The sequence below is a fragment of the Pseudofulvibacter geojedonensis genome, from assembly GCF_042675745.1.
GTDB lineage: Bacteria > Bacteroidota > Bacteroidia > Flavobacteriales > Flavobacteriaceae > Pseudofulvibacter > Pseudofulvibacter geojedonensis.
In genome coordinates this window covers 16,057-40,391 of sequence record NZ_JBHTJM010000003.1, presented here as the reverse complement: position 1 = coordinate 40,391, position 24,335 = coordinate 16,057, and the positions used below count along the sequence as shown (strand labels likewise).

The 24,335-nt window shown below is 29.9% G+C and carries 21 protein-coding genes; 9 read left to right on the top strand and 12 right to left on the bottom strand.

Annotated features, from left to right (window positions below; translation table 11 throughout):
• Positions 1 to 5: 5 nt before the first annotated feature.
• From ACFQ1O_RS03285 to ACFQ1O_RS03275, 3 genes are all read left to right on the top strand, one after another.
• Complete coding sequence (locus ACFQ1O_RS03285; protein ID WP_377713310.1) at positions 6 to 1,019, top strand: DUF368 domain-containing protein; 1,014 nt, start codon at positions 6 to 8, stop codon at positions 1,017 to 1,019.
• Positions 994 to 1,746, top strand: coding sequence for a shikimate dehydrogenase family protein (locus ACFQ1O_RS03280; protein ID WP_377713308.1), 753 nt, complete (start codon positions 994 to 996; stop codon positions 1,744 to 1,746). The genes ACFQ1O_RS03285 and ACFQ1O_RS03280 overlap by 26 nt, the downstream gene beginning before the upstream one ends.
• Positions 1,747 to 1,859: 113 nt before the next feature.
• Entirely contained in the window at positions 1,860 to 3,770 is a 1,911-nt protein-coding gene (locus ACFQ1O_RS03275) for a DUF349 domain-containing protein (protein WP_377713306.1), read from the top strand.
• Between the two features lie 192 nt (positions 3,771 to 3,962).
• Here ACFQ1O_RS03275 and mazG read toward each other — a convergent pair whose 3' ends face one another.
• The 4 genes from mazG to ruvX all read right to left on the bottom strand — a co-directional run bounded on the left by mazG (position 3,963) and on the right by ruvX (position 6,289).
• Entirely contained in the window at positions 3,963 to 4,745 is a 783-nt protein-coding gene (gene mazG, locus ACFQ1O_RS03270; RefSeq protein WP_377713304.1) for a nucleoside triphosphate pyrophosphohydrolase, read from the bottom strand.
• 69 nt (positions 4,746 to 4,814) lie between these two features.
• The gene (locus ACFQ1O_RS03265; RefSeq protein WP_377713302.1) at positions 4,815 to 5,228 is read right to left on the bottom strand and encodes a DUF5606 family protein; all 414 of its coding nucleotides are present in this window, start codon (positions 5,226 to 5,228) and stop codon (positions 4,815 to 4,817) included.
• 56 nt (positions 5,229 to 5,284) lie between these two features.
• Positions 5,285 to 5,875, bottom strand: coding sequence for a peptide deformylase (def, locus tag ACFQ1O_RS03260; RefSeq protein WP_377713300.1), 591 nt, complete (start codon positions 5,873 to 5,875; stop codon positions 5,285 to 5,287).
• A gap of 3 nt (positions 5,876 to 5,878) precedes the next feature.
• Positions 5,879 to 6,289, bottom strand: a complete 411-nt coding sequence (gene ruvX / locus ACFQ1O_RS03255) for a Holliday junction resolvase RuvX (RefSeq protein WP_377713298.1) — start codon at positions 6,287 to 6,289, stop codon at positions 5,879 to 5,881.
• Between the two features lie 153 nt (positions 6,290 to 6,442).
• On the opposite strand from ruvX, the gene ACFQ1O_RS03250 reads away from it, so the two are divergent.
• The 3 genes from ACFQ1O_RS03250 to ACFQ1O_RS03240 are packed head-to-tail and all read left to right on the top strand — an operon-like array spanning position 6,443 to position 11,078.
• A complete protein-coding gene (locus ACFQ1O_RS03250) occupies positions 6,443 to 7,258 on the top strand; it encodes a 2,3,4,5-tetrahydropyridine-2,6-dicarboxylate N-succinyltransferase (RefSeq protein WP_377713296.1) in 816 nt (271 codons plus the stop codon).
• 53 nt (positions 7,259 to 7,311) lie between these two features.
• On the top strand, positions 7,312 to 9,201 hold the full coding sequence (locus tag ACFQ1O_RS03245) for an LTA synthase family protein (RefSeq protein ID WP_377713294.1): 1,890 nt from the start codon (positions 7,312 to 7,314) through the stop codon (positions 9,199 to 9,201).
• Between the two features lie 5 nt (positions 9,202 to 9,206).
• Positions 9,207 to 11,078, top strand: coding sequence for a glycosyltransferase (locus tag ACFQ1O_RS03240; RefSeq protein WP_377713292.1), 1,872 nt, complete (start codon positions 9,207 to 9,209; stop codon positions 11,076 to 11,078).
• A gap of 1 nt (position 11,079) precedes the next feature.
• Here ACFQ1O_RS03240 and ACFQ1O_RS03235 read toward each other — a convergent pair whose 3' ends face one another.
• The 7 genes from ACFQ1O_RS03235 to ACFQ1O_RS03205 all read right to left on the bottom strand — a co-directional run bounded on the left by ACFQ1O_RS03235 (position 11,080) and on the right by ACFQ1O_RS03205 (position 18,278).
• Positions 11,080 to 11,835, bottom strand: a complete 756-nt coding sequence (locus ACFQ1O_RS03235; protein WP_377713290.1) for a lipopolysaccharide kinase InaA family protein — start codon at positions 11,833 to 11,835, stop codon at positions 11,080 to 11,082.
• Positions 11,836 to 11,850: 15 nt separating this feature from the next.
• Positions 11,851 to 12,867, bottom strand: coding sequence for a pseudaminic acid synthase (pseI, locus tag ACFQ1O_RS03230; protein ID WP_377713288.1), 1,017 nt, complete (start codon positions 12,865 to 12,867; stop codon positions 11,851 to 11,853).
• Positions 12,854 to 14,326, bottom strand: coding sequence for a UDP-2,4-diacetamido-2,4,6-trideoxy-beta-L-altropyranose hydrolase (gene pseG, locus ACFQ1O_RS03225; protein WP_377713286.1), 1,473 nt, complete (start codon positions 14,324 to 14,326; stop codon positions 12,854 to 12,856). The genes pseI and pseG overlap by 14 nt, the downstream gene beginning before the upstream one ends.
• The gene (gene pseF / locus ACFQ1O_RS03220; RefSeq protein WP_377713284.1) at positions 14,307 to 15,011 is read right to left on the bottom strand and encodes a pseudaminic acid cytidylyltransferase; all 705 of its coding nucleotides are present in this window, start codon (positions 15,009 to 15,011) and stop codon (positions 14,307 to 14,309) included. The genes pseG and pseF overlap by 20 nt, the downstream gene beginning before the upstream one ends.
• A complete protein-coding gene (gene pseC / locus ACFQ1O_RS03215; protein WP_377713282.1) occupies positions 15,004 to 16,146 on the bottom strand; it encodes a UDP-4-amino-4,6-dideoxy-N-acetyl-beta-L-altrosamine transaminase in 1,143 nt (380 codons plus the stop codon). Before pseC ends, pseF begins: the two co-directional genes overlap by 8 nt.
• Positions 16,146 to 17,177 (bottom strand): UDP-N-acetylglucosamine 4,6-dehydratase (inverting), encoded by a 1,032-nt coding sequence (pseB, locus tag ACFQ1O_RS03210; protein ID WP_377713280.1) that lies wholly within the window; start codon positions 17,175 to 17,177, stop codon positions 16,146 to 16,148. The genes pseC and pseB overlap by 1 nt, the downstream gene beginning before the upstream one ends.
• Before the next feature lie 96 nt (positions 17,178 to 17,273).
• On the bottom strand, positions 17,274 to 18,278 hold the full coding sequence (locus ACFQ1O_RS03205; protein ID WP_377713278.1) for a polysialyltransferase family glycosyltransferase: 1,005 nt from the start codon (positions 18,276 to 18,278) through the stop codon (positions 17,274 to 17,276).
• A gap of 107 nt (positions 18,279 to 18,385) precedes the next feature.
• On the opposite strand from ACFQ1O_RS03205, the gene ACFQ1O_RS03200 reads away from it, so the two are divergent.
• Positions 18,386 to 20,230 carry a DUF3413 domain-containing protein gene (locus ACFQ1O_RS03200; RefSeq protein ID WP_377713276.1) on the top strand — a complete coding sequence of 615 codons (1,845 nt, stop codon included), beginning with the start codon at positions 18,386 to 18,388 and terminating at the stop codon, positions 20,228 to 20,230.
• Between the two features lie 8 nt (positions 20,231 to 20,238).
• On the opposite strand, the gene ACFQ1O_RS03195 is transcribed toward ACFQ1O_RS03200, so the two are convergent.
• Complete coding sequence (locus tag ACFQ1O_RS03195) at positions 20,239 to 22,191, bottom strand: LTA synthase family protein (protein WP_377713274.1); 1,953 nt, start codon at positions 22,189 to 22,191, stop codon at positions 20,239 to 20,241.
• 98 nt (positions 22,192 to 22,289) lie between these two features.
• On the opposite strand from ACFQ1O_RS03195, the gene ACFQ1O_RS03190 reads away from it, so the two are divergent.
• Both ACFQ1O_RS03190 and ACFQ1O_RS03185 read left to right on the top strand, forming a co-directional pair.
• Positions 22,290 to 22,850: an L-threonylcarbamoyladenylate synthase gene (locus tag ACFQ1O_RS03190; RefSeq protein WP_377713272.1), complete on the top strand. Its 561-nt coding sequence runs from the start codon at positions 22,290 to 22,292 to the stop codon at positions 22,848 to 22,850.
• A gap of 27 nt (positions 22,851 to 22,877) precedes the next feature.
• The gene (locus ACFQ1O_RS03185; RefSeq protein WP_377713270.1) at positions 22,878 to 24,299 is read left to right on the top strand and encodes a CCA tRNA nucleotidyltransferase; all 1,422 of its coding nucleotides are present in this window, start codon (positions 22,878 to 22,880) and stop codon (positions 24,297 to 24,299) included.
• The last annotated feature ends 36 nt before the right edge of the window (positions 24,300 to 24,335 follow it).

Sequence of the window (24,335 nt, the reverse complement as noted above, 5' to 3'; positions counted from 1 at the left end):
AACTTATGCACATAGAAAGAAATGCTTTAGATAAATTTCTTTTAGTTCTTAAAGGATTAGCTATGGGAGCTGCCAATAAAGTTCCTGGTGTTTCGGGAGGTGTAGTAGCTTTTGTTGCAGGTTTTTATCAAGAATTTATTTACTCATTACAAAGAATTAATGGTACTGCTTTTAAACTACTTTTTAATGGCAGATTTAAAGCTTTTTTTAAATACATAAACGGATCTTTTCTTTGTTATTTAATTTTAGGAATGTTGGTAAGTTACTTCTCCATTTCTAAAGTCCTAGATTATCTAATTATACATTATGAGCTTTATGTTTGGAGTACCTTTTTTGGACTCATATTAGGTTCTATCTATTCGATCAGTAAAAAATTTGATCAATTCAACCTCAAAGCATTATTATTTTTAATAGCTGGTGTCGTAGTAGGCATTAGTATTAGCTTTTTAGACCCTGCTAGAGAAAATGACAATCTACTTTTTGTTTTCTTTTGTGGAGTTATTAGTGTTTCAGGAATGACATTACCTGGGTTATCAGGGTCGTTTATATTAATCATAATTGGCAACTATGTTCTATTATTAGTCGATTCTGTAAATGCCTTGTATGATACTTTTGCAAATATCTTCACTGGTGATTTTAGTTTCACTAGTGATCCTATTAGAATGAGAATGTTACAGGTTTTAGCAGTTTTCACCCTAGGTTCTCTAGTTGGAATGGTAACTTTTTCTCACCTTATCAATTATTTACTTCATAAATTTAAACTACCTACTATTTCTGTAATAGCTGGTTTTATTATAGGTTCATTAGGAGTTGTATGGCCTTGGAAAGAAACACTTTTTAAAACCAAACCAGATGGATCTTTTATTTTTGACTCAAACGGAAGAGAGATTATAACTAATTATAGAAGATTTATACCAGAATTAAATCAAGAAACTTCAATTGCTATAGGCTTTATTAGTCTTGGTGTATTAATAATTTTATCCCTAGAATGGTATGGAAGCAAAACAACCAAAAACTAAATTATTTGGTTTGATAGGAAAAAACATTTCCTATTCTTTTTCGCAACGTTATTTTTCAGAAAAATTTAAAACAGAAAAATTAGAAAACTATCAATATCAAAACTTTGATATTCAAAGTATTTCTAAATTCAATGATATCTTAATTCAAAATCCTAATCTTAAAGGTCTTAACGTTACTATACCTTACAAAGAAACTATCCTTCCGTTATTAGATAAAATTAGTAGTAAGGCACAACGCATAGGAGCAGTCAACACAATACGAATTACCAAAAAAGGAAACCTAAAAGGTTATAATACAGACGAGTACGGATTCAGGAAGTCACTCACTCCCCTACTTACAAAAGACCACAAAAAGGCTCTAATATTAGGAACCGGTGGAGCTTCTAAAGCTATTGCTTATAGTTTAAAAAAACTAAACATCCCATATCAGTTTGTTTCTAGAAAAGACGGATCCGATTTTATATATGACTCTCTTACTTCAGAAATTATTTCCGAACATCAAATTATTATCAACTGTACTCCATTAGGAACGAGTCCGAACATAAATGATTGTCCAGATATTCCTTATGAAGCAATAACTAACAAACATTTGTTATACGATTTAATTTACAACCCATCGGAAACTTTATTTCTAAAAAAAGGGAGAGAACAAGGGGCTATTACTAGTAATGGATTGAACATGTTAGAACTACAAGCAGAAAAAGCATGGAAAATATGGAATAAGTAAACTATATTCATACCATGCAAAAACCCCTTAGCAAACATTAAATATGGGTATATTTCAACTTTTTTAGTATATTTCGACTTGATTTTGATTAACCAACATAATTACAAATTGTTATGTCTGAAATAGATAACCTGCAAGAAGCAGATGGATTAGAAAAAAACACTCCAGTAGTACAAAGAACAGAAGCTACAGAAAAGGATGTCGTTCAAGAAATTGAAAATGAAAATGCAGAAGATGCAGAAGACAACGAAAATGCTAAGCGACATGAAATAGAAGCTAAAGACTACCATGCCATGAATATGGAATCTTTGGTTAATGAGTTTTCTGAATTAGTTCAAAAGCACCCTATCCAAGCTATTAGCAAACATGTTAATCAAATAAAAGAAGAGTTTAATGCCAAATATAGTGAGCTAATTGAAGCTAAAAAAGAAGAATTTTTGGCAGAAGGTGGAAATGAAATCGATTTTAAATACCACTCAAATACTAAAGCTCAATTTAATACTATTTACGCCGATTTTAGAAGTAAAAGAAATGCATATTACAAAAACCTTGAGGAAAGCTTAAAAAACAATCTTAACAAGAGAAATGCTATTATAGAAGAAATTAAAGGCTTGGTAGGTATTGATGAAAATATAAACACTACTTACAAGCAATTTAAAGACTTACAGGAAAGTTGGAGGAATGCTGGACCAATTCCTAGAGATAGATATAACACTGTTTGGAACACATACCACCACCATGTAGAACGTTTTTACGATTTTTTACATTTAAATAGAGATTTAAGAGATTTAGACTTTAAACACAATTTAGAATTAAAGCAGAAAATGGTAATTCGTGCCGAGGAACTTTCTAAAGAAGAAGATGTCATGAAGGCTTTTAGAGAATTGCAATTGTTACATAAAACTTGGAAAGAAGACATAGGTCCTGTAAGTAAAGAACATCGAGAAGAGATTTGGACTCGCTTTAGTAATGCTACTAAGGTTTTACATGACAGAAGACAAGAACATTTTAATGAGTTAGATAAACGTTATGAAGTTAATTTAGCTACAAAAAATGAAATTATAAATAAAATAAGAGCTATTGCTGCAGATACTAACAATAATCATAAAGCTTGGCAAGAAAAAATTAAATCTATAGAAGCCTTAAGAACTTCTTTTTTTAATGCAGGAAAAGTTCCTATTAAAGTAAATGAAGAAACTTGGGCAAGCTTTAAACAAGCTGTTAGAGATTTTAATAAAAATAAAAATGCTTTTTACAAGAACATCAAAAAGGACCAGCTAGAAAATTTAACCAAAAAATTAGCTCTGATTGAAATAGCAGAAGCCAATATGGATAATGATGATTTTCAAGCTACTACTCCATTAATGAAGAAAATTCAAGCCGATTGGAGAAAAATTGGTCATGTTCCAAAAAAAGATAGCGACAAAATTTGGAAACGATTTAAAACTGCTTGCAATGCATACTTTGACAAGCTTCACGCCAAAAGAAATGAAGCTAATGAATCAGAATTAGAAGCTTTAAAAGCTAAAGAAGCATATATAGAAACTTTAAAACAAGTTTCTTTAGAAGGTGAACATCAAGATAAACTTAATACAATTAAGGAACACATTGCCCATTGGAAGACATTAGGTAAAGTACCAAGAAATAAATTAAGTATAAACGATTCGTTTAATGCTGTTATTGACAATTTATTTAATCAGTTAGATATTGATAAAAATGAAGCTGAAAAAATTAAATATCAAAATAAATTAAGTAGCTTAGAAGGAGATAATCGTGCTTTAGAAAATGAGCTATTGTTTGTTAAGCGTAAAATTGATGAGATCAAATCAGAAATCAATCAATTAGAAAACAATTTAGCCTTCTTTTCTAATGCTAAAAAAGATAATCCTTTAGTTAAAGATGTTTACAAAAAAATAGACCAGCAGAAAAACAACTTAAATAGTTGGAAACAAAAAATTCAACAAGTTAAAAGCATGTTTACTTCTGATGAAAAAGAAGAAGAAAACAACACTACAGAAGAATAAATTGTATACTGTTAAAAAAAGCCTCTAGAAAACTAGAGGCTTTTTTATTTGGAATCCACTTCGCTTCTTCCCAATAGTTTAGTTATTTGGAATCCGCTTCGCTTCTTCCCAATAGTTTAGTTATTTGAAATCCGCTTCGCTTCTTCCCAATAGTTTAGTTATTTGAAATCCGCTTCGCTTCTTCCCAATAGTTTAGTTATTTGAAATCCGCTTCGCTTCTTCCCAATACAAATCCATTTCAGCTAGAGTCATATCTTGTAATTTCTTCCCTTTTTCTGTTGCTTTACTTTCTAAATACTGAAAACGATGTATAAACTTTTTATTAGTCCTTTCTAGGGCGTTTTCTGGATTGATCTTTAAGAATCGTGCATAATTAATCATCGAAAACAATACGTCTCCAAATTCTGCCTCTATCTTATTAGAATTTCCTTCGTGAATCTCTTCCTCTAATTCTGCTAATTCTTCTTTTACTTTTTCAAAAACCTGATGTGGTTCTTCCCAATCAAAACCAACTCCAGCTACCTTTTCCTGAATCCTATTTGCTTTTACTAAAGCTGGTAAACTTTTAGGAACTCCCTCTAATACACTTTTCTTACCTTCTTTTAATTTTAATTGCTCCCAATTACGCTTAACATCTTCTTCATTATCAACTTCTACATCTCCATATATATGCGGATGCCTATGTATTAGTTTATCACAAATATCATTAGCAACATCGGCTATGTCAAAATCGTTAGTTTCACTACCTATTTTTGAATAAAATACTATGTGCAACAATAAATCTCCCAATTCTTTCTTAACCTCAACTAAATCTTGAGCTAAAATAGCATCGCCCAATTCATAGGTTTCCTCTATTGTTAAATGTCTTAAACTCTCTAAAGTTTGTTTTTTATCCCACGGACATTGCTCTCGCAATTCATCCATTATGGTTAATAATCTATCAAAAGCTTTTAATTGTTCTGCTCTATTATTCATATAATAATCAATAAGTATAAAAAAATCCTACGCTAAAGGTAGGATTTAATTTTTATGCTATAAAAAGGTTTATTCTTCTTCAGAATTTACTACATCTTCTTCTAACTGTAATAAATCTTTCTTCTGTAATAAGTTATACCATTGTACTACTTTCTTAATATCAGAAGCATATACTCTATCTTCATCATAATCAGGAAGTATCTCAGAAAAATATGATTCTAACTCATTTTTAGATACTTTATGACTAATTGTCTCTCCTCCATTCTCTTTATCCTTTATCTTTTGAAAAACTTCTCGTAAAGGAACTTCTTCAGAATACGTATAAATAGCTATCTCATTTAGCATGCTCACATTATGACGCATACCTATTGACATTTTCTTTCCATCTAATAATGACTCAGCTAAAAATCCTGCTCTAGTCTGTGTTTTTAACTCATACAATCCTGGTTTTCCAGAAATGGCTAAAATTTTCTTTAAACTCATATTCGTTTCTTAAATTTTATCTCGCAAAAATAACAGTTTGCACTAAATATTAATGATTATCTTTTCTTTTTTAATTGTGGAAATCTCATTCGATAATCTATTCGAACTTTTCCTTTAGAAATATTAGCTAATTTACCTTTAATCAATCGTTTTTTTAATGCCGATAATTTGTCTGTAAACAATACTCCTTCTATATGGTCATATTCATGTTGCACAACCCTTGCTGCAAGTCCGTTTAAAGTTTCTGTTTGCTTTTTCCAGTTTTCATCAAAATATTCAATAGTTACTTGCTCTTGTCTAAAAACATCTTCTCTTACATCTGGAATACTTAAACACCCTTCATTAAACGCCCATTCATCTCCTTCTTCTTTTACGATCTTAGGATTGATAAAAACACGTTTAAAATCTTTCAACTGTTCCTGCTCTGCTTCTGGAAGATCCTCATCATCTCCAAAAGGAGACGCATCTATAACAAATAATCTTATTGGCAAACCTATTTGTGGTGCTGCAATACCAACACCAGAAGCCCCATACATGGTTTCCCACATATTATCTATTAGCTCATTCAACTTAGGATAATCTTTATCTATCTCTTTTCCTACTTTTCTTAAAACTGGATCTCCGTAGGCAACAACTGGTAAAATCATAACTTATTTATTATATAAATACGATTGTAAAATTAAAGTCGCACTAATTTCATCTACTAGTGCTTTATCTCGGCGCTTCTTTTTAGACATTCCGCTATCTATCATAGTCTGGAAAGCCATTTTAGAAGTAAATCGCTCATCAACTCTAACTACAGACATATCTGGAAACATTTTTTTAAATTGAACTAAAAATTCCTGAATATATACCTCACTCTCTGAAGCTTCAAAATTCATTTGTTTAGGTTCTCCTACTATCACTAATTCTACCGATTCTTTTTTGAAATAATCAGTTAAAAAAGCAATTAAATCTTCAGTTAACACAGTAGTTAAACCCGATGCTATTATTTGCATCTCGTCTGTAACTGCAATTCCTGTTCTTTTATATCCGTAATCTAAAGCTAAAAGCCTAGCCATTATTCAAATATTATAACTACTTAAAACCCTTTCTACTTTTATAGATTGAATTTTAAATTTTGCCAAAAATACCATTAAATATGTTAGGATTATAAAATAGAGCAATTAAATAGCAATAAAGCCCGTATATTTACCAAAATTTTCAAAAAAATCATGACTGAAATTCAGCAAATCATAGAAAAAGCTTGGGATAATAGAGCTTTACTACAAGAACAGGAAACTCAAGACACCATAAGAAAGGTAATTGACTTATTAGATCTAGGCACTTTACGTGTTGCTGAACCAACTGCAAATGGCTGGCAAGTAAACGAATGGGTAAAAAAAGCTGTTGTTCTATATTTCCCAATTCAAAAAATGGAAACCTTAGAAGCGGGTATTTTTGAATACCATGATAAAATACCTTTAAAAAGAGGTTATCAAGAAAAAGGTATTAGAGTAGTACCAAATGCCATTGCACGTCATGGAGCTTATGTTTCTAAAGGAGTTATTATGATGCCTAGTTATGTAAATATTGGTGCTTATGTAGATGAAGGTACTATGGTAGATACTTGGGCTACTGTTGGTAGTTGTGCTCAAATAGGTAAGAATGTTCACTTATCTGGAGGTGTAGGCATTGGTGGGGTTTTAGAACCGCTACAAGCTGCACCAGTAATTATAGAAGATGGTGCTTTTATTGGTTCTAGATGTATTGTAGTGGAAGGTGTTAGAATAGAGAAAGAAGCTGTATTAGGAGCTAATGTAGTACTAACAATGAGCACAAAAATTATTGATGTTACTGGAGATGAACCTAAAGAAATGAAAGGTGTTGTTCCTGCTAGATCTGTTGTTATACCAGGAAGTTACACTAAAAAATTTGCAGCTGGCGAATACCAAGTACCTTGCGCATTAATTATTGGAAAACGTAAAGAATCTACTGATAAGAAAACATCTCTTAATGATGCTTTAAGAGAATATGATGTAGCTGTCTAATTTAATTCATAAATCGTATGTTTGCAAACTAGTTAAAAACTGCCTTCGCGTTAATGAATCTATATTACAACAGCATACTATTATTACTAAAAAGATTAGGCTACTTAACAGTAGCCTATACTCTTTGTAGATTACTTTTTTTATTCTTTCAATGGAATAGTTTTACCAATATTGGTGTATTAAGTTTTATTGGTGGTCTCCGATTTGATTTGTCTGCAATATTTTATACCAATGCATTAATTATTGTTTTACATACCGTTCCTGGAAATTTCAAGTATAACAGAAATTATCAAAAAGGATTAGAAATACTCTTTTTTGTAGTTAATCTGTTATTTTTATCTACTAACTTTATAGATTTTATTTATTACAACTTCACCGGAAAAAGAAGCACTTATGGTTTGATAACAGCTTCTGGAATGGAGCAAGAAATTGGAGGACTTCTACCCTCTTTTATAAAAAGTTATTGGTATGTTTTTCTTTTTTTCATTCTTTTTGGTTTTCTTTTTTGGAAGTTTATCCCTAAACATACATTTAATAAACCCAATAATTTTAGCTCTTCAAAAAACTATATATTTCAACTACTTATTTTTTTATGCTCCGTAGGTAGTTGTATTTTAATAGGTCGAGGTGGTTTTCAGAAAAAACCGTTAAAAAGAGTAGATGCTATTAAATACACATCGCCAAATAACACACCAATTGTACTCAATACACCATTTTGTATTTTAAAAACTATTGGAAAAAAGAAAGAACTTAAAGAACATAGTTTTTTTAAACCTACTAAGCTTAACAAATTATATTCTCCTGTTAAACATTATAAAAACAATAAAGGTTTGCAGAAAAAGAATATTGTTTTAATCATTGTTGAAAGTTATGGAGACGAAAATGTAAGCTTTTCTAACAAAAAAACAGGCAATACTCCTTTTTTAGACTCTTTAATTACTCAATCTCTTTACTTTAAAAACGGATTTGCTAATGGTCGTGTATCTATAGATGCAGTTCCATCAACTATATCAGGTATCCCTAGTATTATTGGAGAGCCTTATATTGCATCTACCTATGCATTTAACAATGTAAATACTCTACCTAAAATATTAAAACAAGAAGGCTATAATACTTCCTTTTTTCATGGAGCTTTTAATGGTAGTCAAAACTTCGATCAATATTCATCTATTGCTGGTTTTGATAAGTATTATGGTAAAGATCAATATCCTGACAACAATCCTGAGCATGATGATGGTAAATGGGGGATTTTTGACGAAGAGTTTCTGCAATTTTTTGGAAAGGAATTAAACACATTTAAAGAACCTTTCTTTTCTAGTGTTTTTACTATTTCCTCTCACGTACCTTTTATTATGCCTAAAAAGCATCTTAATAACTTTAAAAAAGGGAACACCCGTTTTTACCAAACAGTTGGTTATACAGATTATTCGTTAAAAAAATTCTTTAACTATGCCAAAACACAAAAATGGTATAAAAACACCTTATTTGTAATTACAGCCGATCATTGTTCGTCTGTTAATCACGGAAAGTATAAATCTAAATTAGAAGAATACGAAATACCTATTATTCTGTTTGACCCTAACAATAATAATTTAAAAGGAGTTTCAGATAAAAACCTTCAACAAATAGACATTCTACCATCTATTTTAGACTATCTTGGTTATAATAAAAAATTCATAAGCTTCGGAAACAGTTATAAAAACGATGAAAATTTAATTATTAATTACGTTAACAACGTTTACCATGTTGTTATTGATGATTATTATTTTATTTTTGATGGTAAGAAAATAATTGAATTGTATAATTTTAAAACAGATCCATACGTTAAAAATAATTTATTAAACAATTCTAAAGAGGTCATTAAAAAATTAGAAACCCATATAAAAGCTTACTTACAATCGTTTAATCATCGTACCATAAATAATTCTTTATCTATTAAATAACCAACATGAAGGTATTAGTAATACAACAAAAGATGATTGGCGATGTGCTGACTAGTACCATCTTATGTGAACGAATAAAAAAAAGACTTCCGAATTCTGAAGTTCATTTTTTAATTAATACCAACACGGTTCCTGTTGTAGAAAACAATCCTTATATAGATAAGATAGTTTATTTTAAACCAGCTTACAGAAGTAGTAAACTAGCTCTGTTAAAATTTTTATTTTCTATAAGAAAAGAAAAATACAATGTTGTAATTGATGCTTATTGTAAATTAGAAAGTAATTTAATTTCATTATTTAGTGGTGCCAAAACCAAAATATCCTACTCTAAATATTATTCTAAATCAATTTACACACATCCTATAAATCAAGCTAAAAAACCTAGATATAATTTAGGTTTAGCTATAGAACATAGGTTACAATTAATCGAAGCGCTTGGTCTATCGTCCAATTATAAAACATATCCTAAACTATATGTTTCTGAAAAAGAAAATAAAGAAGCATTAAATTTATTAGTTTCTGATGGTATAGACACCACTAAAAAGACCATTATGGTTAGTATTATTGGTAGCTCTGAGAACAAGACCTATCCGCTTAACTATATGGCTAAAATTGTTGACTATATAGCCGAAATTGGAGATTGTAATTTATTATTCAACTATATTCCCAATCAAATAGAACAAGCAAAAGAAATATATAGTTTTTGCAAAAAATCTACTCAAGAAAAGATTTACTTCAATACTTTAGGTAAAAGTCTTAGATCATTTATAGCCTTAATGAATCAATGCGATTATATTGTAGGTAATGATGGTGGTGCTATAAACATGGCCAAAGCTCTTAACAAACCTTCTTATATTATTTTTTCTCCTTGGATAGAAAAGAAAATATGGGCAACTTTTGAAGATGGTATTTACCATAAGTCAATTCATTTAAAAGATGTCAAGCCTGACTTATTTATCAATAAATCTGAAGCATACCTAAAGAAGAATTCAATTAATCTTTACCAATATTTTAAACCTGAATATATTAAAGATGATTTACAGCAGTACCTTAAAAAAATTAACACGTTAAATCTTGACAATTACAGTCTAAGTCAATCCGTTACTCAGTTTAAACACACTCCTATATCTGCTCTAGTTATTACTTATAACGAAGAAAAAAACATTGATGACTTGATTGAAAACCTGAGCTTTACTGACGAAATTATTATTGTAGACTCTTTTAGTACAGATAAAACTATTGAGAAGATAAAATCTCATGATAATGTAAAGCTTATTACAAACAAGTTTCAAAATTTTTCAAACCAGAGAAACTTTGCTTTAGAGCATGCTAGTCATGATTGGGTACTATTTATAGATGCAGATGAAAGAGTTACTCCTAATTTAAAACAAGAAATTATTGAAACGGTAAATAGTAGCTCTAAAGAAATAATTGCATATGAAATGTATCGAAAGTTTTTCTTTAAACGAGAATTAATTCGTTTTAGTGGATGGCAAACTGACAAAGTATTTAGGCTTTATAAAAAACAAGCTGTTACTTATAAAAAAGACTTATTGGTACATGAGTTGCTAGATATTAAAGGTAGTACAGGAATATTTAAACACAAACTTTTACATTATTCATTTGATTCTTATGAAGAATACAAATCTAAAATGACCCAATATGCTAAGTTAAGAGCTAAAGAATTATATATTAAAAAGCTTAGACCTAATGCGTATCATTTCTATTTCAAACCTTTTTACAGGTTTGTAAATCACTTTATAATAAGACTTGGTTTTTTAGATGGAAAAAAAGGAGCTATCGTTTCTTATTTAAGTGCTTATTATGTAAAGCAACGCTACGTAGAATTAAAGAAAATGTATCGAAACGAAAAATAATTTATTTCCAGAATTTTATTTGCTTTTTTAAACGTCTCCTTCTATGAAATTTTTCTTGAAACTTATTGGTTTCAGACCACATTAAATCAAATATTCGAGCATAATCGCTATTGGTACACTTTGCATATTCATCACTCATTACTTCAATCATAGATTTATGAGTAGTTAATTTAGCAAAGTTCTTAACACGCTCTGAAAGGTTCAAGTTTTTAAACTCCATCCTATTTAAATCTACTAAATAAAACTTATACTCATCTCCTTCTCTTCTAATTAAAGTGTTTCCTGGCGAGTGATCTAGAAAATTTACTCCCTGTTCATGCAGATTGAATGTAAATCGAGTAAATGCTCTTAAAATTTCTTCATGATTAGGATAATCAAAATCCGTAGTAAGCTCTCTATAAGTTAATTCATAATCTAAATGTTCGCTTATATAATAGCTTTTATTGAATAAAAAAATACTTTTAAACTCATAGAAACCTATTGGAGTTGGTGTCCCTATACCTAGATTTGTTAATCTATTTGCATATTCATAAGATCTTTCTGCTTTACTCTTTCTAAAAAACCTATAAACAATTTGATTGATGATATTAGGCACCTTAAATGACTTAACATTTATGGTTATTCCTTTAAAATCAAATAACTTTAAGGAATTTCTATTTTGATTGCCATAGTCTTCTCCTTTTGATGAATAATTTTCTATAATATCTGTAAAAAAATCAGTATCTGGTTTAAACTTAGGATGTAAAGTATAGTTCATCAAAATAGAGCTAAATTATTTAATAATATCTAAACTTAAAGGTGTTCCTTTTATTGCATTAGTTGTAAAAGTTTTTCCTAAAACGTCGTTATAATACTTAGGATGAAGTCCATAGTTAGGCCTAACAGATTTAATATTATGCTTTGTAATAATATCTCCTTTTTTAACATCTTCACTAATAAACAATGATCTAGAAAAGGTTCTACTAGATTGTTTTTTATCATTCATTTCATAATCTACTTTACCCATTAATCTTTCTGTCAATCTAACAGCATTAACCATTTGAGTAAACTCTTCCTCATCTAATGAAAAATGTGCATCTGCTCCGCCTATTTCTTTATTCAATATAAAATGCTTTTCAATTACTGTTGCTCCTAAAGCTACAGCTACTGTTGGGGCTTCTGTACCCATAGTATGATCTGACAAACCTACTTTTACATTAAATTTCTCTTTTATATCTGGTATAGTTAATAGGTTAGCATCTTCTGGAGAAGCAGGATAAGCAGAAGTACATTTAAGAATTGTAATATCATTATTCCCCTCTTTCTTACATGCAGATATTGCTAATTCTATATCTTCAATAGTTGCTATACCTGTAGAAATAATAATTGGTTTTTGTTTAGAGGCTATGTATTCTATTAACGGAATATCAGTAATCTCAAAAGAAGCTACTTTATATATTGGGGTTTGTAGCTTTTCTAAAAAATCTACTGCTGTAAAATCAAAAGGAGAAGAAAAACAAACCAATCCTTCTTCTTTAGCTAAATCATATAGCTCTTTATGCCACTCCCAAGGCAAAGAAGCTTGTTTATATAAATCATGTAAATATTGTCCATCCCAAGCGGTTCCTTGGTCTATTTTAAATAAATCTGATCGGACATCTAATGTTATTGTATCTGCTGTATAAGTTTGTAATTTAATGGCATCTGCTCCAGCTCTTTTAGCTGCTCTTACCGTTTCTTTAGCTATTTCTATATCTCCACCATGATTCGCAGATAACTCGGCAATTATAAAACATTTATCTAATAACATTATATTTTTCTAATTTATACACAAAGCTACTATTTCCCTCTATATTTTCTTCTTTTAAATATACATATTTTGCTTTTTCAAAAGCTTTTACAGAGGCAATATTTTCTTTTTTAATATAAGCATATATAGGTTTATCACTCATTTCAAAATACTTTTTAGAACCTTCCTCTAAAAAAGCACTTGATAATCTTTTACCTCTAAAGTCGTTTGAAACAATCACGCCAACTACAGAATTAGTCTTATTTAATTTATAACGCACAACACCAGCTGGTTTATTATTTACTTCGATAATTAAAAAAAGTACTTCTGGGTCTTTAATCTTGTCTAAAAACCACTTAGTGTGACTTTCTAAGTTTATTGGGGCTGATTGAAATGAATTTTGCCTTACTAAAATATCGTTAGACCAATTATATACCAACATTACATCTTCAGCAGTAGCTTTCCTACTTGTAATTTGAAACTGTTCCATTAAATTCAAAAAACGCTGTTTGCTTTTACCATCAAATAAGTTTTGTTGTTTTAAAAGACAACTATTAATTTCTTTACTATATAAAACTTTATCTATTTCAATTTCAAAATCAGTTACAGCGTATTTACTAAAATCTCCTCCATTAAAAATAACTCCTCTTTTAGAAAGGTCTGAATTTATGTTCTTTTGATTATCAACAAAATATCCGCTTAGTATTGGCATTTTAACAGAACATAATTCGTACAAAATAGTACTTGATGGGGCCACAGCCATTTGACATCTAGCCATTAAGTTATATAATAAATCTTCACTTAAATTCTTATACAAGAACAACTGAGGGTTTTCATTAGCTAAATTATAAATCGATTGATGAGAATATGCTCCTCCCAAAACAACGTGAATCGTTTTTATTTGTTTTTTTTTCAATAATGCCTTAGCAGCCTTTAAAGATAAATCATATTGATCTGCCCCTCCAAAACACACAAAAGCATCTTCTATACTTGAAATATTACGATTTAATTTTGCTGCTTGACAAAATTTAGGGCGTAACATGGCAAAGTTGGTACCCAATCCATATTGAGTATACTCTTCTGCTTTAAAAAGCTCAGGAGTAAAATGCAAAGAATGATTAATTACTACATCGGCGTACATATGTTCTACTGCTAAATCGTCTATGTAAAATAATGTATAGCCTAATTCTTTGAGTGCCTTTTGATAAGCACTTACAAATTGATAGCCATCTGCAATAACTATATATTTAGACGATAAATAGTTAGCAGACAACCATTGTGGTTCTAATTCTATAGTAATATTTTCTGGAATGAACTGTAGATTGTATTCTTTAGGAATAATTGAAGCTATTGAAGACTGTTTAGTTAAAAAAATTAATTCGTAATCTTCCTGATAGAACGCAGCTATAGCTAACATTCTGTATAAGTGTCCTAAACCAGTTTTAGCATTACCATCTGCCCTACAAATTATTTTTTTCATTCTTAAGCATCATTTGGTATTTAATTTCTGCTAACTTCCAATCTGTAATAGTATCTATATCTTGAGCCTCAAGTTCTGATATTACAATGGCTCCTGAATTAGCCGTAAACATTTTTTTTTCTAATAAAAATCGCTCAACATTTATCCAGTAAAACTGACCTGAATCATGATATCTTGCTTCTAAATCTTGTGATCTTGAGTTCAAGTACTTTTCTTCTACCATTTCTATATTCTCTCCTTCAAATCTCAAAGCTCTCTGAATTGGATATGAAAACTCTAATACCGGAAAAACAGTATCAAATTTTTCTTGCTGGTAAATTTTAAAAGATTTAATAAGTTTTTCAGAATTTACAAAGGGCGCTGTTGGCAATATACAACAAACACTTGTAAACTCTTTTCCCTCTTCTTTATAACATGCTAATACTTCTTGAAGTACGTCTGCTAAAGTTGCAAAATCATCAGAGTTAGAATTACCTCTTAAAAATGGGACCTTAGCATCAAAAGATTCGGCTATATTTTTTATCTCTTCATCATCAGTAGAAACCATAACCTCATCAAAAAGTTCAGAATTAATTGCTGACTTTATAGAGTATGATATAATTGGAACGCCTAAAAAATCTTTTATATTTTTTTTAGGTATGCGTTTGCTTCCTCCTCTTGCAGGTATAATTGCTAAACTAGCCATTAATAAACTCTAAAACTTTTTTTATTACAAACTCTTGTTCCTCATTTTTTAAACTTGGGTACATTGGTAAACTAATACACTTACTATAATAATTTTCTGCATGTATTAAATTTGCATTATCATAACCGATCTGTTTATAATAAGGCAAAGTATGCACAGGTATGTAATGTATTTGTGCAAATATTTTATTCTCTCTTAAAAAGTCGTATAGTTCCTTTCTCTTAGTTACCTCTATAACAAATAAATGATGAGCATTATATGCATTCTCAGGTAAGCTTTGAAATTTTACAATTCCTTTAAAAGCTTCCTTATATTTTTTTGCAATCTCGTTTCTTTGAATTACTCCTTGATCATTTTTATTTAGCTGTGTTATTCCTAAAGCTGATTGAATATCTGTTAGTCTATAATTATAACCTAATTCTTGCATTTCATAAAACCATCCTCCATGGTTTTCTTGCATAGCTTCCTTGGTTATACCATGGGTTCTAAATAAAGACAACTTTTTATAAAGTTCTTCTGAATTGGTAGTTACCATTCCTCCTTCTCCACAAGCTATATGTTTAACGGGATGAAATGAAAAAACACCAATATCTGCATAGTTACCATTTCCGCAGCGCTGTTTAGTATGATTAGAGTCTATAAAATATCCACCTGGTGCATGACAAGCATCTTCTATAATCCATAAATTATGTTTATCTGCTAAGCTTCTAAATTTCTCTAAATCTACTGGTAATCCTGCAAAATCTACTGGAATAATTCCTTTAAAAAAACCTTTTGGCTTACTCTTTATTAGTTTCTCTACACTTTCTAATGAAAGTAAATAAGTGTCTGGATCAATATCTGCAAACCACACTTCTCCTTTCTCAAAACGAACACAATTGGCACTGGCGGCAAAAGTTATAGGAGTTGTAATTACTCTATCACCCTCTTGTAAACCTAAAGCTAGTACCGACAAATGCAATCCAGAAGTAGCATTATTTACAGCAACAGCATATTTAGCACCTACATAAGCAGCAAATTTCTCTTCAAACTCTTTAACTTTTGGTCCCTGAGTTAAAAAATCAGCCTTTAAAGTAGACACTACTGCTTCTATATCATTATCGTCTATGTATTGTCTTCCGTACGGTATTGCCATTATGCCTTAAAGTTTGGATCTACATGTATTTTAATTAATTCTTCTAGGCTTTCAACCGTTTCCCATTCTGTATTTGAACCAGAATCATACGAAAATCCTTTAGGCACAGAAACAGCATTAAATGCTTTTTTATAGTCTTCTATTGAATATGTTGAATATGGTGACTGTTGAGGTAATATTGCATAATATTTACCCAAATCTACTGTATTATACGAATCTGAAGAAGTAATCATTTCTTCATGTAATTTCTCCCCAGGTCTAACACCTACAACTCTTTGCTCTAATTCTGGAGCAATAGCAGTTGCCACATCTACAATATTGTAAGATGGTATTTTGGGTACAAAAACCTCACCTCCCCATGCCTTTTCAATTGCATAAAAAACCATTTCGCAACCATCTTGCAAAGAAATATTAAAACGTGTCATTTTTTTATCTGTAATAGGTAAAAACAAATCTCCTGCTTTCTTCTTATTTAAAAAGAAAGGCATAACAGATCCATTAGACCCCATAACATTACCATAGCGAACTACAGAAAACTTAATGTTTCTTTTCCCTTTTATGTTATTTGCTGCTATAAACAACTTATCTGATGCTAATTTAGTTGCTCCATATAAATTAATTGGTGCAGCAGCTTTATCTGTGGACAAGGCAACCACACTCTCTACACCACATTTTAAGGCCGCGTCTATTACATTTTCTGCTCCATTAATATTCGTTTTAACACATTCCATTGGGTTGTATTCTGCCAAATGAACATGTTTCATAGCCGCAGCATGTATAACTACATTAATCCCTTCAAAAGCACTTTCTAAACGCTTTAAATCTCTTACATCTCCAATAAAATAACGTATTTGAGGATATTTTGATTCAGGAAACTCTTGAGCCATTTGAAAATGTTTTTGCTCATCTCTAGAAAAAATAACTAATCGATCTACTTTTGGAAATCTTTCTAAAATTAATTTAGTAAACATTTTTCCAAATGACCCTGTCCCTCCTGTTATTAATATTGATTTGTTGTTTAAATCTAGCATACATCTATGTTTTTTTCCAGATACAAATGTAGTCTTTATTTTAATTATTGAATTTGATTCATATTTTAATTTTAGGCATTCAATTAGAGAATTGCACTACTTTTTTAAATAATCAAAACCTAAGCTATTTTTGTTCTTAACATTAATTAAATTATCTATAGACCCCGAACATATTGTATAAGCTTCTTGAAACTTAATACTATTATCTAAGTTTATCAATTCTATAGGCAATAGTTTAGGTAATACAATAACCTTCTCCTTCTTAAATGCTAGATTATAATCTATCTCTTCTCTAGGATGCATTTTTAAGTATACTTTCAAGCCCTTTTCTTTTGCATCATTAATCATATCTTGGTAAATGGCAATCATTTCTTCTTTTGTCACCTTAAACCCCGCTTCTATCAACGGTTGTGTAAGTATAATTGCTTTTTCTTGATTTTTATCTGTTAGTTCAGAAGTTAACCCAAAACACTTAGAAATATTGCTTATCTCTTCCTCTGTTAAGCTGCTTTGTAAATAATTTAAATCTAGTTTTACTGACTTTGCTCTTAAAAAAGGATCTTGCATATCTGTTGGTTGTTGAACCAATACCTCTTTTACCTGTTTATCATACCCCATTAATAATGGGTACCCCATCAAGGTTCTTTTTAACTTTCTTGAAAAAGGCATTTTATGCCTGTATGTTCCAGTACCTTCTTCAATCATTCTAAAGCTATTTTTTGGGTAATTAATTAAAAAATACGCCCTAGAATTTACTATATGATATAGATTGATTTCTGATTCTAAAATAAACTCATGATACTTTTGCAGCTGAGGGTTTTCATCTTCAAAACTTTTCTTTAAGGAATTAGCCCTGTTAAATATGTAATTAAAAGCTCCTGATTTTTTCTTTAAATTCTTTACAACCCCATAACTTCGTACTGCTACAACATCTTCAAAGGCTCCTAATGCTTTTAAGGGTTCTATATAATCTTGAATACCTTCAGTTCTATCTTCAATAACTACCAATAATGATTTATGATCTGACTTTTTATATTGGAAAGCCAAAAGCATAGACAGATAAATATGGTACATAGAGCACCCAACAAAAGTTTGATTCATATTTATTTTAATATTAGTCCAACAAATTTACATTATTAAATTTTAGAACTAGTACTAGATTTTTTTTTTACTGGTTTATCAGTTAATTTTGCTGATATTTTATTTTTATGCTTGTAGAAAAGACAAACCATTATAAAACATTACTATTTTCTTACCTACTCAACTTAGTAGTAATTTTGTTGATTGCTTATTCTTACTTCGAATATGTTAACAACATTTCATATACATTAGCCATTAGCTATTATATCACTACTTTTATTAGTCATTTTGCAGTTTTAAGTGTTTTACCATTACTTTTATCTTTTCTAGCATTCTATATTACAAAAAAACAAAAATTAAGTAATGTTATTTTCATCCTTCTAGCTACCATTAATATTATAGTTTTAAAGCTAGACACGCTAGTTTATTCTCAATTTAGATTTCACATTTCTCCTTTTGTATTAGAAATGGTATTTGGTAAAAATGCTGGAGATATTTTTCATATTGATAGCTCAAACATTATAAAAGCAATTGCCTTTATAATATTAATTATATTAATTCAAGTTTTTATTTTATTCATTGCTAAAAAACTAACTGAAAAAAAAATAAAAACCAAGCTCATTCTTTACACTCTTTTAAGTTCTTTAGTTTTTAGCCATATTACTTTTGCTTGGGCCGACGCTGGGTTTTATAGACCTATTACACAAGCTAAAGAGGTATACCCTCTTTTCTTTCCATTGACAGCTAAGTCACTTCTTGCTAAAATGAATTTAATAAATAAAGAGCTTATAGAAAAAAATCAAAAACTATACAAGTTAGATAATAAAGGAGCCATAAAATACCCCCTTACAGAACTAAGTTATACAGCTCCAGAAAAAAAGAAGAATTTTTTGTTATTGACTATAGACTCTTGGAGATACACATGTATGGATAGTATTGTAACTCCAAATTTATATAAACTTTCTAAACAGTCACAAGTATTCAACAATCATCATAGCGGATCTAATGCTACTGCCGATGGAATGTTTACTCTATTTTATGGTGTTTCTGGATTGTGTAACGATTCTTTTACCAACCACGAAATACCACCTGCCTTCATGTCTGTTTTAAAAAGTCAGGGATACGATATGAATATTTTAGGTAGTGCTACATTAGAAAACCCTCCTTTTGACAAAAATATTTTCTTAAATGTAGAAAACTTAAGACTTAACTCTAACGGAGATAGTCCTTACAAAAGAGATATAGACATCACTAAAAATTGGACTGCTCATTATAACAAACGAGATAAAAAAACACCTTTTTTTGATTTTTTATTTTTTGATGCAGCTCATGGATATGATGTTCCAAAAGACTACCCAAAAATATTTAGCCCTGCTTTAGATATAGTAGACTACACTGCTCTAGACAATGATTATAATCCAGATAAAATGTTGAATCTATATAAAAACTCATTGCATTTTATTGATAGTTTAATTGGAGAAGTAATTAACACCCTAACAGAAAACAATCAATTGGAAAATACTATAATTGTTGTTACTAGTGATCACGGACAAGAATTTAATGATAATAAAAAAGGATTTTGGAATCATGCAGGTAACTATACTAAATATCAGACTAAAGTTCCTTTTTACATTTTTGATGCAGATAAAGATCCTCAAGAATTCAATCACTTAAGCCTACATTATGATGTAACACCTACATTAATGAATAACTATTTAGGTGTTAAAAACAAACCTTCTGAAATAAGTATTGGTAAAAATTTATTTAACACTTCTAAACGCGAATGGTTCCTTTGTGGATATAAAAATTCTTACGCAATTATAGAAGAAAATAAAATTACCCGAGTAGTTAAAAATTCAGGTATTTTTACTATTACCGATAAAAGTTTAAACCCTTTAGAGTCTGAAAATATTGACTATCCAATTTTTGAAAAAGCAATTGAAGATATTAATAGGTTTTATGTAAAAAAATAATCTATTTTTTAATCTTTTACTCTATTTTCTTTCATTATATATTGCCAAGCAATACCTATTAAGCTATCGTGTTTTTTCTTAGCAAAGGATTCATTAATTGAAGGAACTCCTTTTCCTTTGATTTTTCCTTTTTCTACCAAACCGTTTTTTGGAAAATAAAAAATATCATCATTGTACATGATCTTCTCATGCCCTATTGCTACCCCTACACTCTTATCTAGTAAACTTTCACCAAAACTATAATATTCAAAATCTTGAGGTGCTATCATTTCTATAAGCGTTGGCATAATATCGATATGAGACCCCAAAGTCTTCTCTTTACTTGGCTCTATACTCTTACCATACATAATAAAGGGTACCGATGACTTTTCGTATAAATTGGGTTTATGATTTACAAATCTTCTTCCAAAATGGTCTCCTGTAAAACAAAACAATGAATTAGTAAACTTACCTTCTGCCTCTCTAACAAAATCCCCAATAGCCTTATCACTATACCAAAGGTGTCCTAACTGCTTTAAGTTCATTGTATTTTTAAAATACAATTTAGTGGCTTCGGGAAGATCTTTTTTCTTTTTTATGGGAAAACCTTCTTTATAAATGTCTACAGCAAATGGAGTGTGATAACTCAAGGTCAAAATAATATTTAATGTATACTCTTCTGTGTTGACTTTGTCTAAAACTAAATCGAATAATTTATCATCCTTAATCCCCCATTCTCCTGTTGTTATATTTTCGTCTGTATAGGCGCCAGAATAAACTTTATCTGCTCCCATAAAATCTGAAAAATCTCCAATATTTTGCCAGGTTAAAAAGCCTCCGTAAAACACATTTATTTTATACCCTAGCTTTTTAAACTGAGTAAACATTGATGATTTAAAAGATTGGTTTACACTACCTATACTATTAATGTTTACCCCTGTATAAGGCACATTTCCAACAATAGATGCATAAGAGTTAAATGTTGAATGAGAAGCTGGTAAGAAATTTGTAAAATGTTTACCTCTTTCTGCTATACTAGTTAATTCTGTAGCAACTCCTAAATCTTTATATTTATTTAATAGAGGCCAAGAATCATAACTTTCCATTACTACCAAAAACAACTGTTTAGGTTTATCAATTCTAGGTCCTTTAGCTTTTTTGTACAACAATGAATCAATCGATTGGCCTTTAAGAATGCCTTTTAATTCCTCTTCTTGTAAAAAAGGATTCACATCGTTTAGTAAGTTCAATTCTTTAAAATCATCAATTGCATACTTTAAAGATCGATAAGGGTTTATAATTATTTTATTTAGAAATAAATCTTTAGAAATAGCTGTGTACTTTCTTATTACTGGAATTTCTCCAAATGAACCTCTTAAACTCCCAACAAACAAGCCTATTGTTATAATAACCAATAGTATTTCATGTCCTTTAAAACTTAATCTGTTCAAGAAACTATATAATCTTCTCTTCTCTTCAAAACGAGAAAGTACTAAAAAGCTACTTAAAATAAGCAACACCAAGATCACTCCATTAATAATTGGGTGAAAATCTTTAATAATAGAATCTAGTACCGCTTTCTGATCATCGTACAAACCAACAAACAAGAAATTATTAAATTGGTTATTATACTCTTTAAAATAGTTGATAGTTACTACACATATTGTTGAAGATAGAATTACAAACAATACTTGATGTATTTTTCGAATAACCTTAATTATTGTAAACTGATTAAATAATGATAAAATTAACAACGAAGCTAATGGTAAAATCAAAAAATAAGATACCGCAGTGCAATCAAACCTAAAACCTAAGAAGAATACTTTAAATAATTCTATTGCATCTGGAGTTTCTGTTATCTGTTTTCTAAAAAATAGTATAAAAACAAGTCTGAACAATGTAAAAAACAAAACTCCAAAAAGCCAAAAAAAACAAAAATTTGCTAGTTCGACTAAAAATTTATCCCACTTTCTTAAATTCATCAAATTATTTTTTTGCAAATCTAAATTTATTTTTGAGTTAAATATAAGTTCGTTTTTCAAAGCTTCTATTTTACAATACTTAGATTTATATTTGCACTATGCAAAAAGAATTAAAAAATTGTATTGAACACTTAAAAAACGGAGGTTTAATCTTATATCCTACAGATACTGTTTGGGGTATTGGGTGTGATGCTAATAACTCTAAAGCAGTTCAAAAAATATATCAGTTAAAACAACGTGAAGATAGTAAAGCTTTAATTTGTTTAGTTGCCGATGACAGAATGTTAAAAAAATACGTTACTGAAATTCCACAGGCAGCTCAAGACATCATCGATATTACAGAAACCCCTACTACTATTATTTATGATGAAGCAAAAAATTTGGCTAAAAATTTAATTGCTTCAGACAATAGTATTGCTATTAGAATTCCAGATGATGAATTTTGCTTTCAATTATCGAGAAAATTTAATGGAGCCATTGTTTCTACATCGGCTAATATATCTGGAGAGCCCACACCAAAAAGCTTTTCAGAAATTTCTCCAGCAATTTTAAAAGGTGTAGACTATATTGTAAATTTGCATCAGCAAAAAAGAAACGAAAAATCTTCATCAATTATTAAAATTAGTAATAACGGAGAAGTAAAGGTTATTCGTTATTAATATTCAGCCTATAGAATTAAACATTGCATGTTACAAACCAATTATCAAGAAGCACTAGCACACCCCATATTTAAAACCATACAACAAGCTGCTAAGGAACTACAATTAGACACATATGTTATTGGTGGCTTTGTTAGAGATTTCATTTTAAAAAGAGGTTCTGCAAAAGATATTGATATTGTAGCTATAGGAAGTGGCATTGCTTTAGCAGAAAAAGTCGCTTCATTACTACCTAACCAACCAAAAGTTCAAGTTTTTAAAACTTACGGAACGGCTATGTTACGTACCGAAGACATTGAAGTAGAGTTTGTTGGAGCTAGAAAAGAGTCTTATACAAAAGATAGTAGAAATCCAATAGTAGAAAACGGTAGTTTACAAGACGACCAAAATCGAAGAGATTTTACCATTAATGCTTTAGCTATATGCTTAAATGAAGATCGATTTGGAGAACTTCTAGATCCTTTTAATGGTATAGCTCACTTAAAGGAACAAATCATAAAAACGCCATTAGAACCTAGCATTACTTATTCTGATGATCCGTTAAGAATGATGAGAGCTATTCGTTTTGCTACACAATTAGATTTTAAAATAGAATTAGAATCTTTACAGGCAATTACCAAAAACAAAGACAGGATAAAAATCATAACTAAAGAGCGAATTGTTGATGAGCTAAACAAAATTATGATGAGTCCTAAACCATCTATAGGATTTTTACTTTTAGAGCAAACAGGTTTATTAAGTTATATTTTACCAGAATTAACAGCATTAAAAGGCGTAGAAGAAGTCGAAGGCCAAAAGCATAAAGATAACTTTTACCATACTTTAGAAGTTGTTGACAATATAGCTTTAAACACCAATAATTTATGGTTGCGTTGGGCTGCTTTACTGCATGACATTGGCAAAGCACCAACAAAAAAATTCAGTAAAAAAGTAGGTTGGACTTTCCATGGGCATGAATTTGTAGGCTCTAAAATGGTTTACAAACTATTTAAAAGACTTAAAATGCCGTTGAACGAAAAAATGAAATTCGTTCAAAAAATGGTTTTAATGAGCTCAAGGCCAATTGTTTTAGCTCAAGAAGTTACTGACTCTGCAGTAAGAAGATTGGTTTTTGATGCTGGAGAATATGTTGAAGATTTAATGACTCTTTGTGAAGCTGATATTACAACCAAGAATCCTAAAAAATTTAAGCGATACCATAATAACTTCAAGTTAGTACGAAATAAAATAGTTGAAGTAGAAGAACGTGATCGTATCCGTGACTTCCAACCACCTGTATCTGGAGAAGAGATTATGGAAGCGTTTAACATTAAGCCTTGTAGAGAAATTGGAATTATAAAAGAAGCTATAAAAGAAGCTATACTTGAAGGAGAAATAGCTAACGACTATGAAGAAGCTAAAGAACTCATGCTTAAGAAAGGAAAAGAACTCGGTCTAACAATTACTTAGTTATGATTTAAATCATATTTATTTTTTAATAACCCA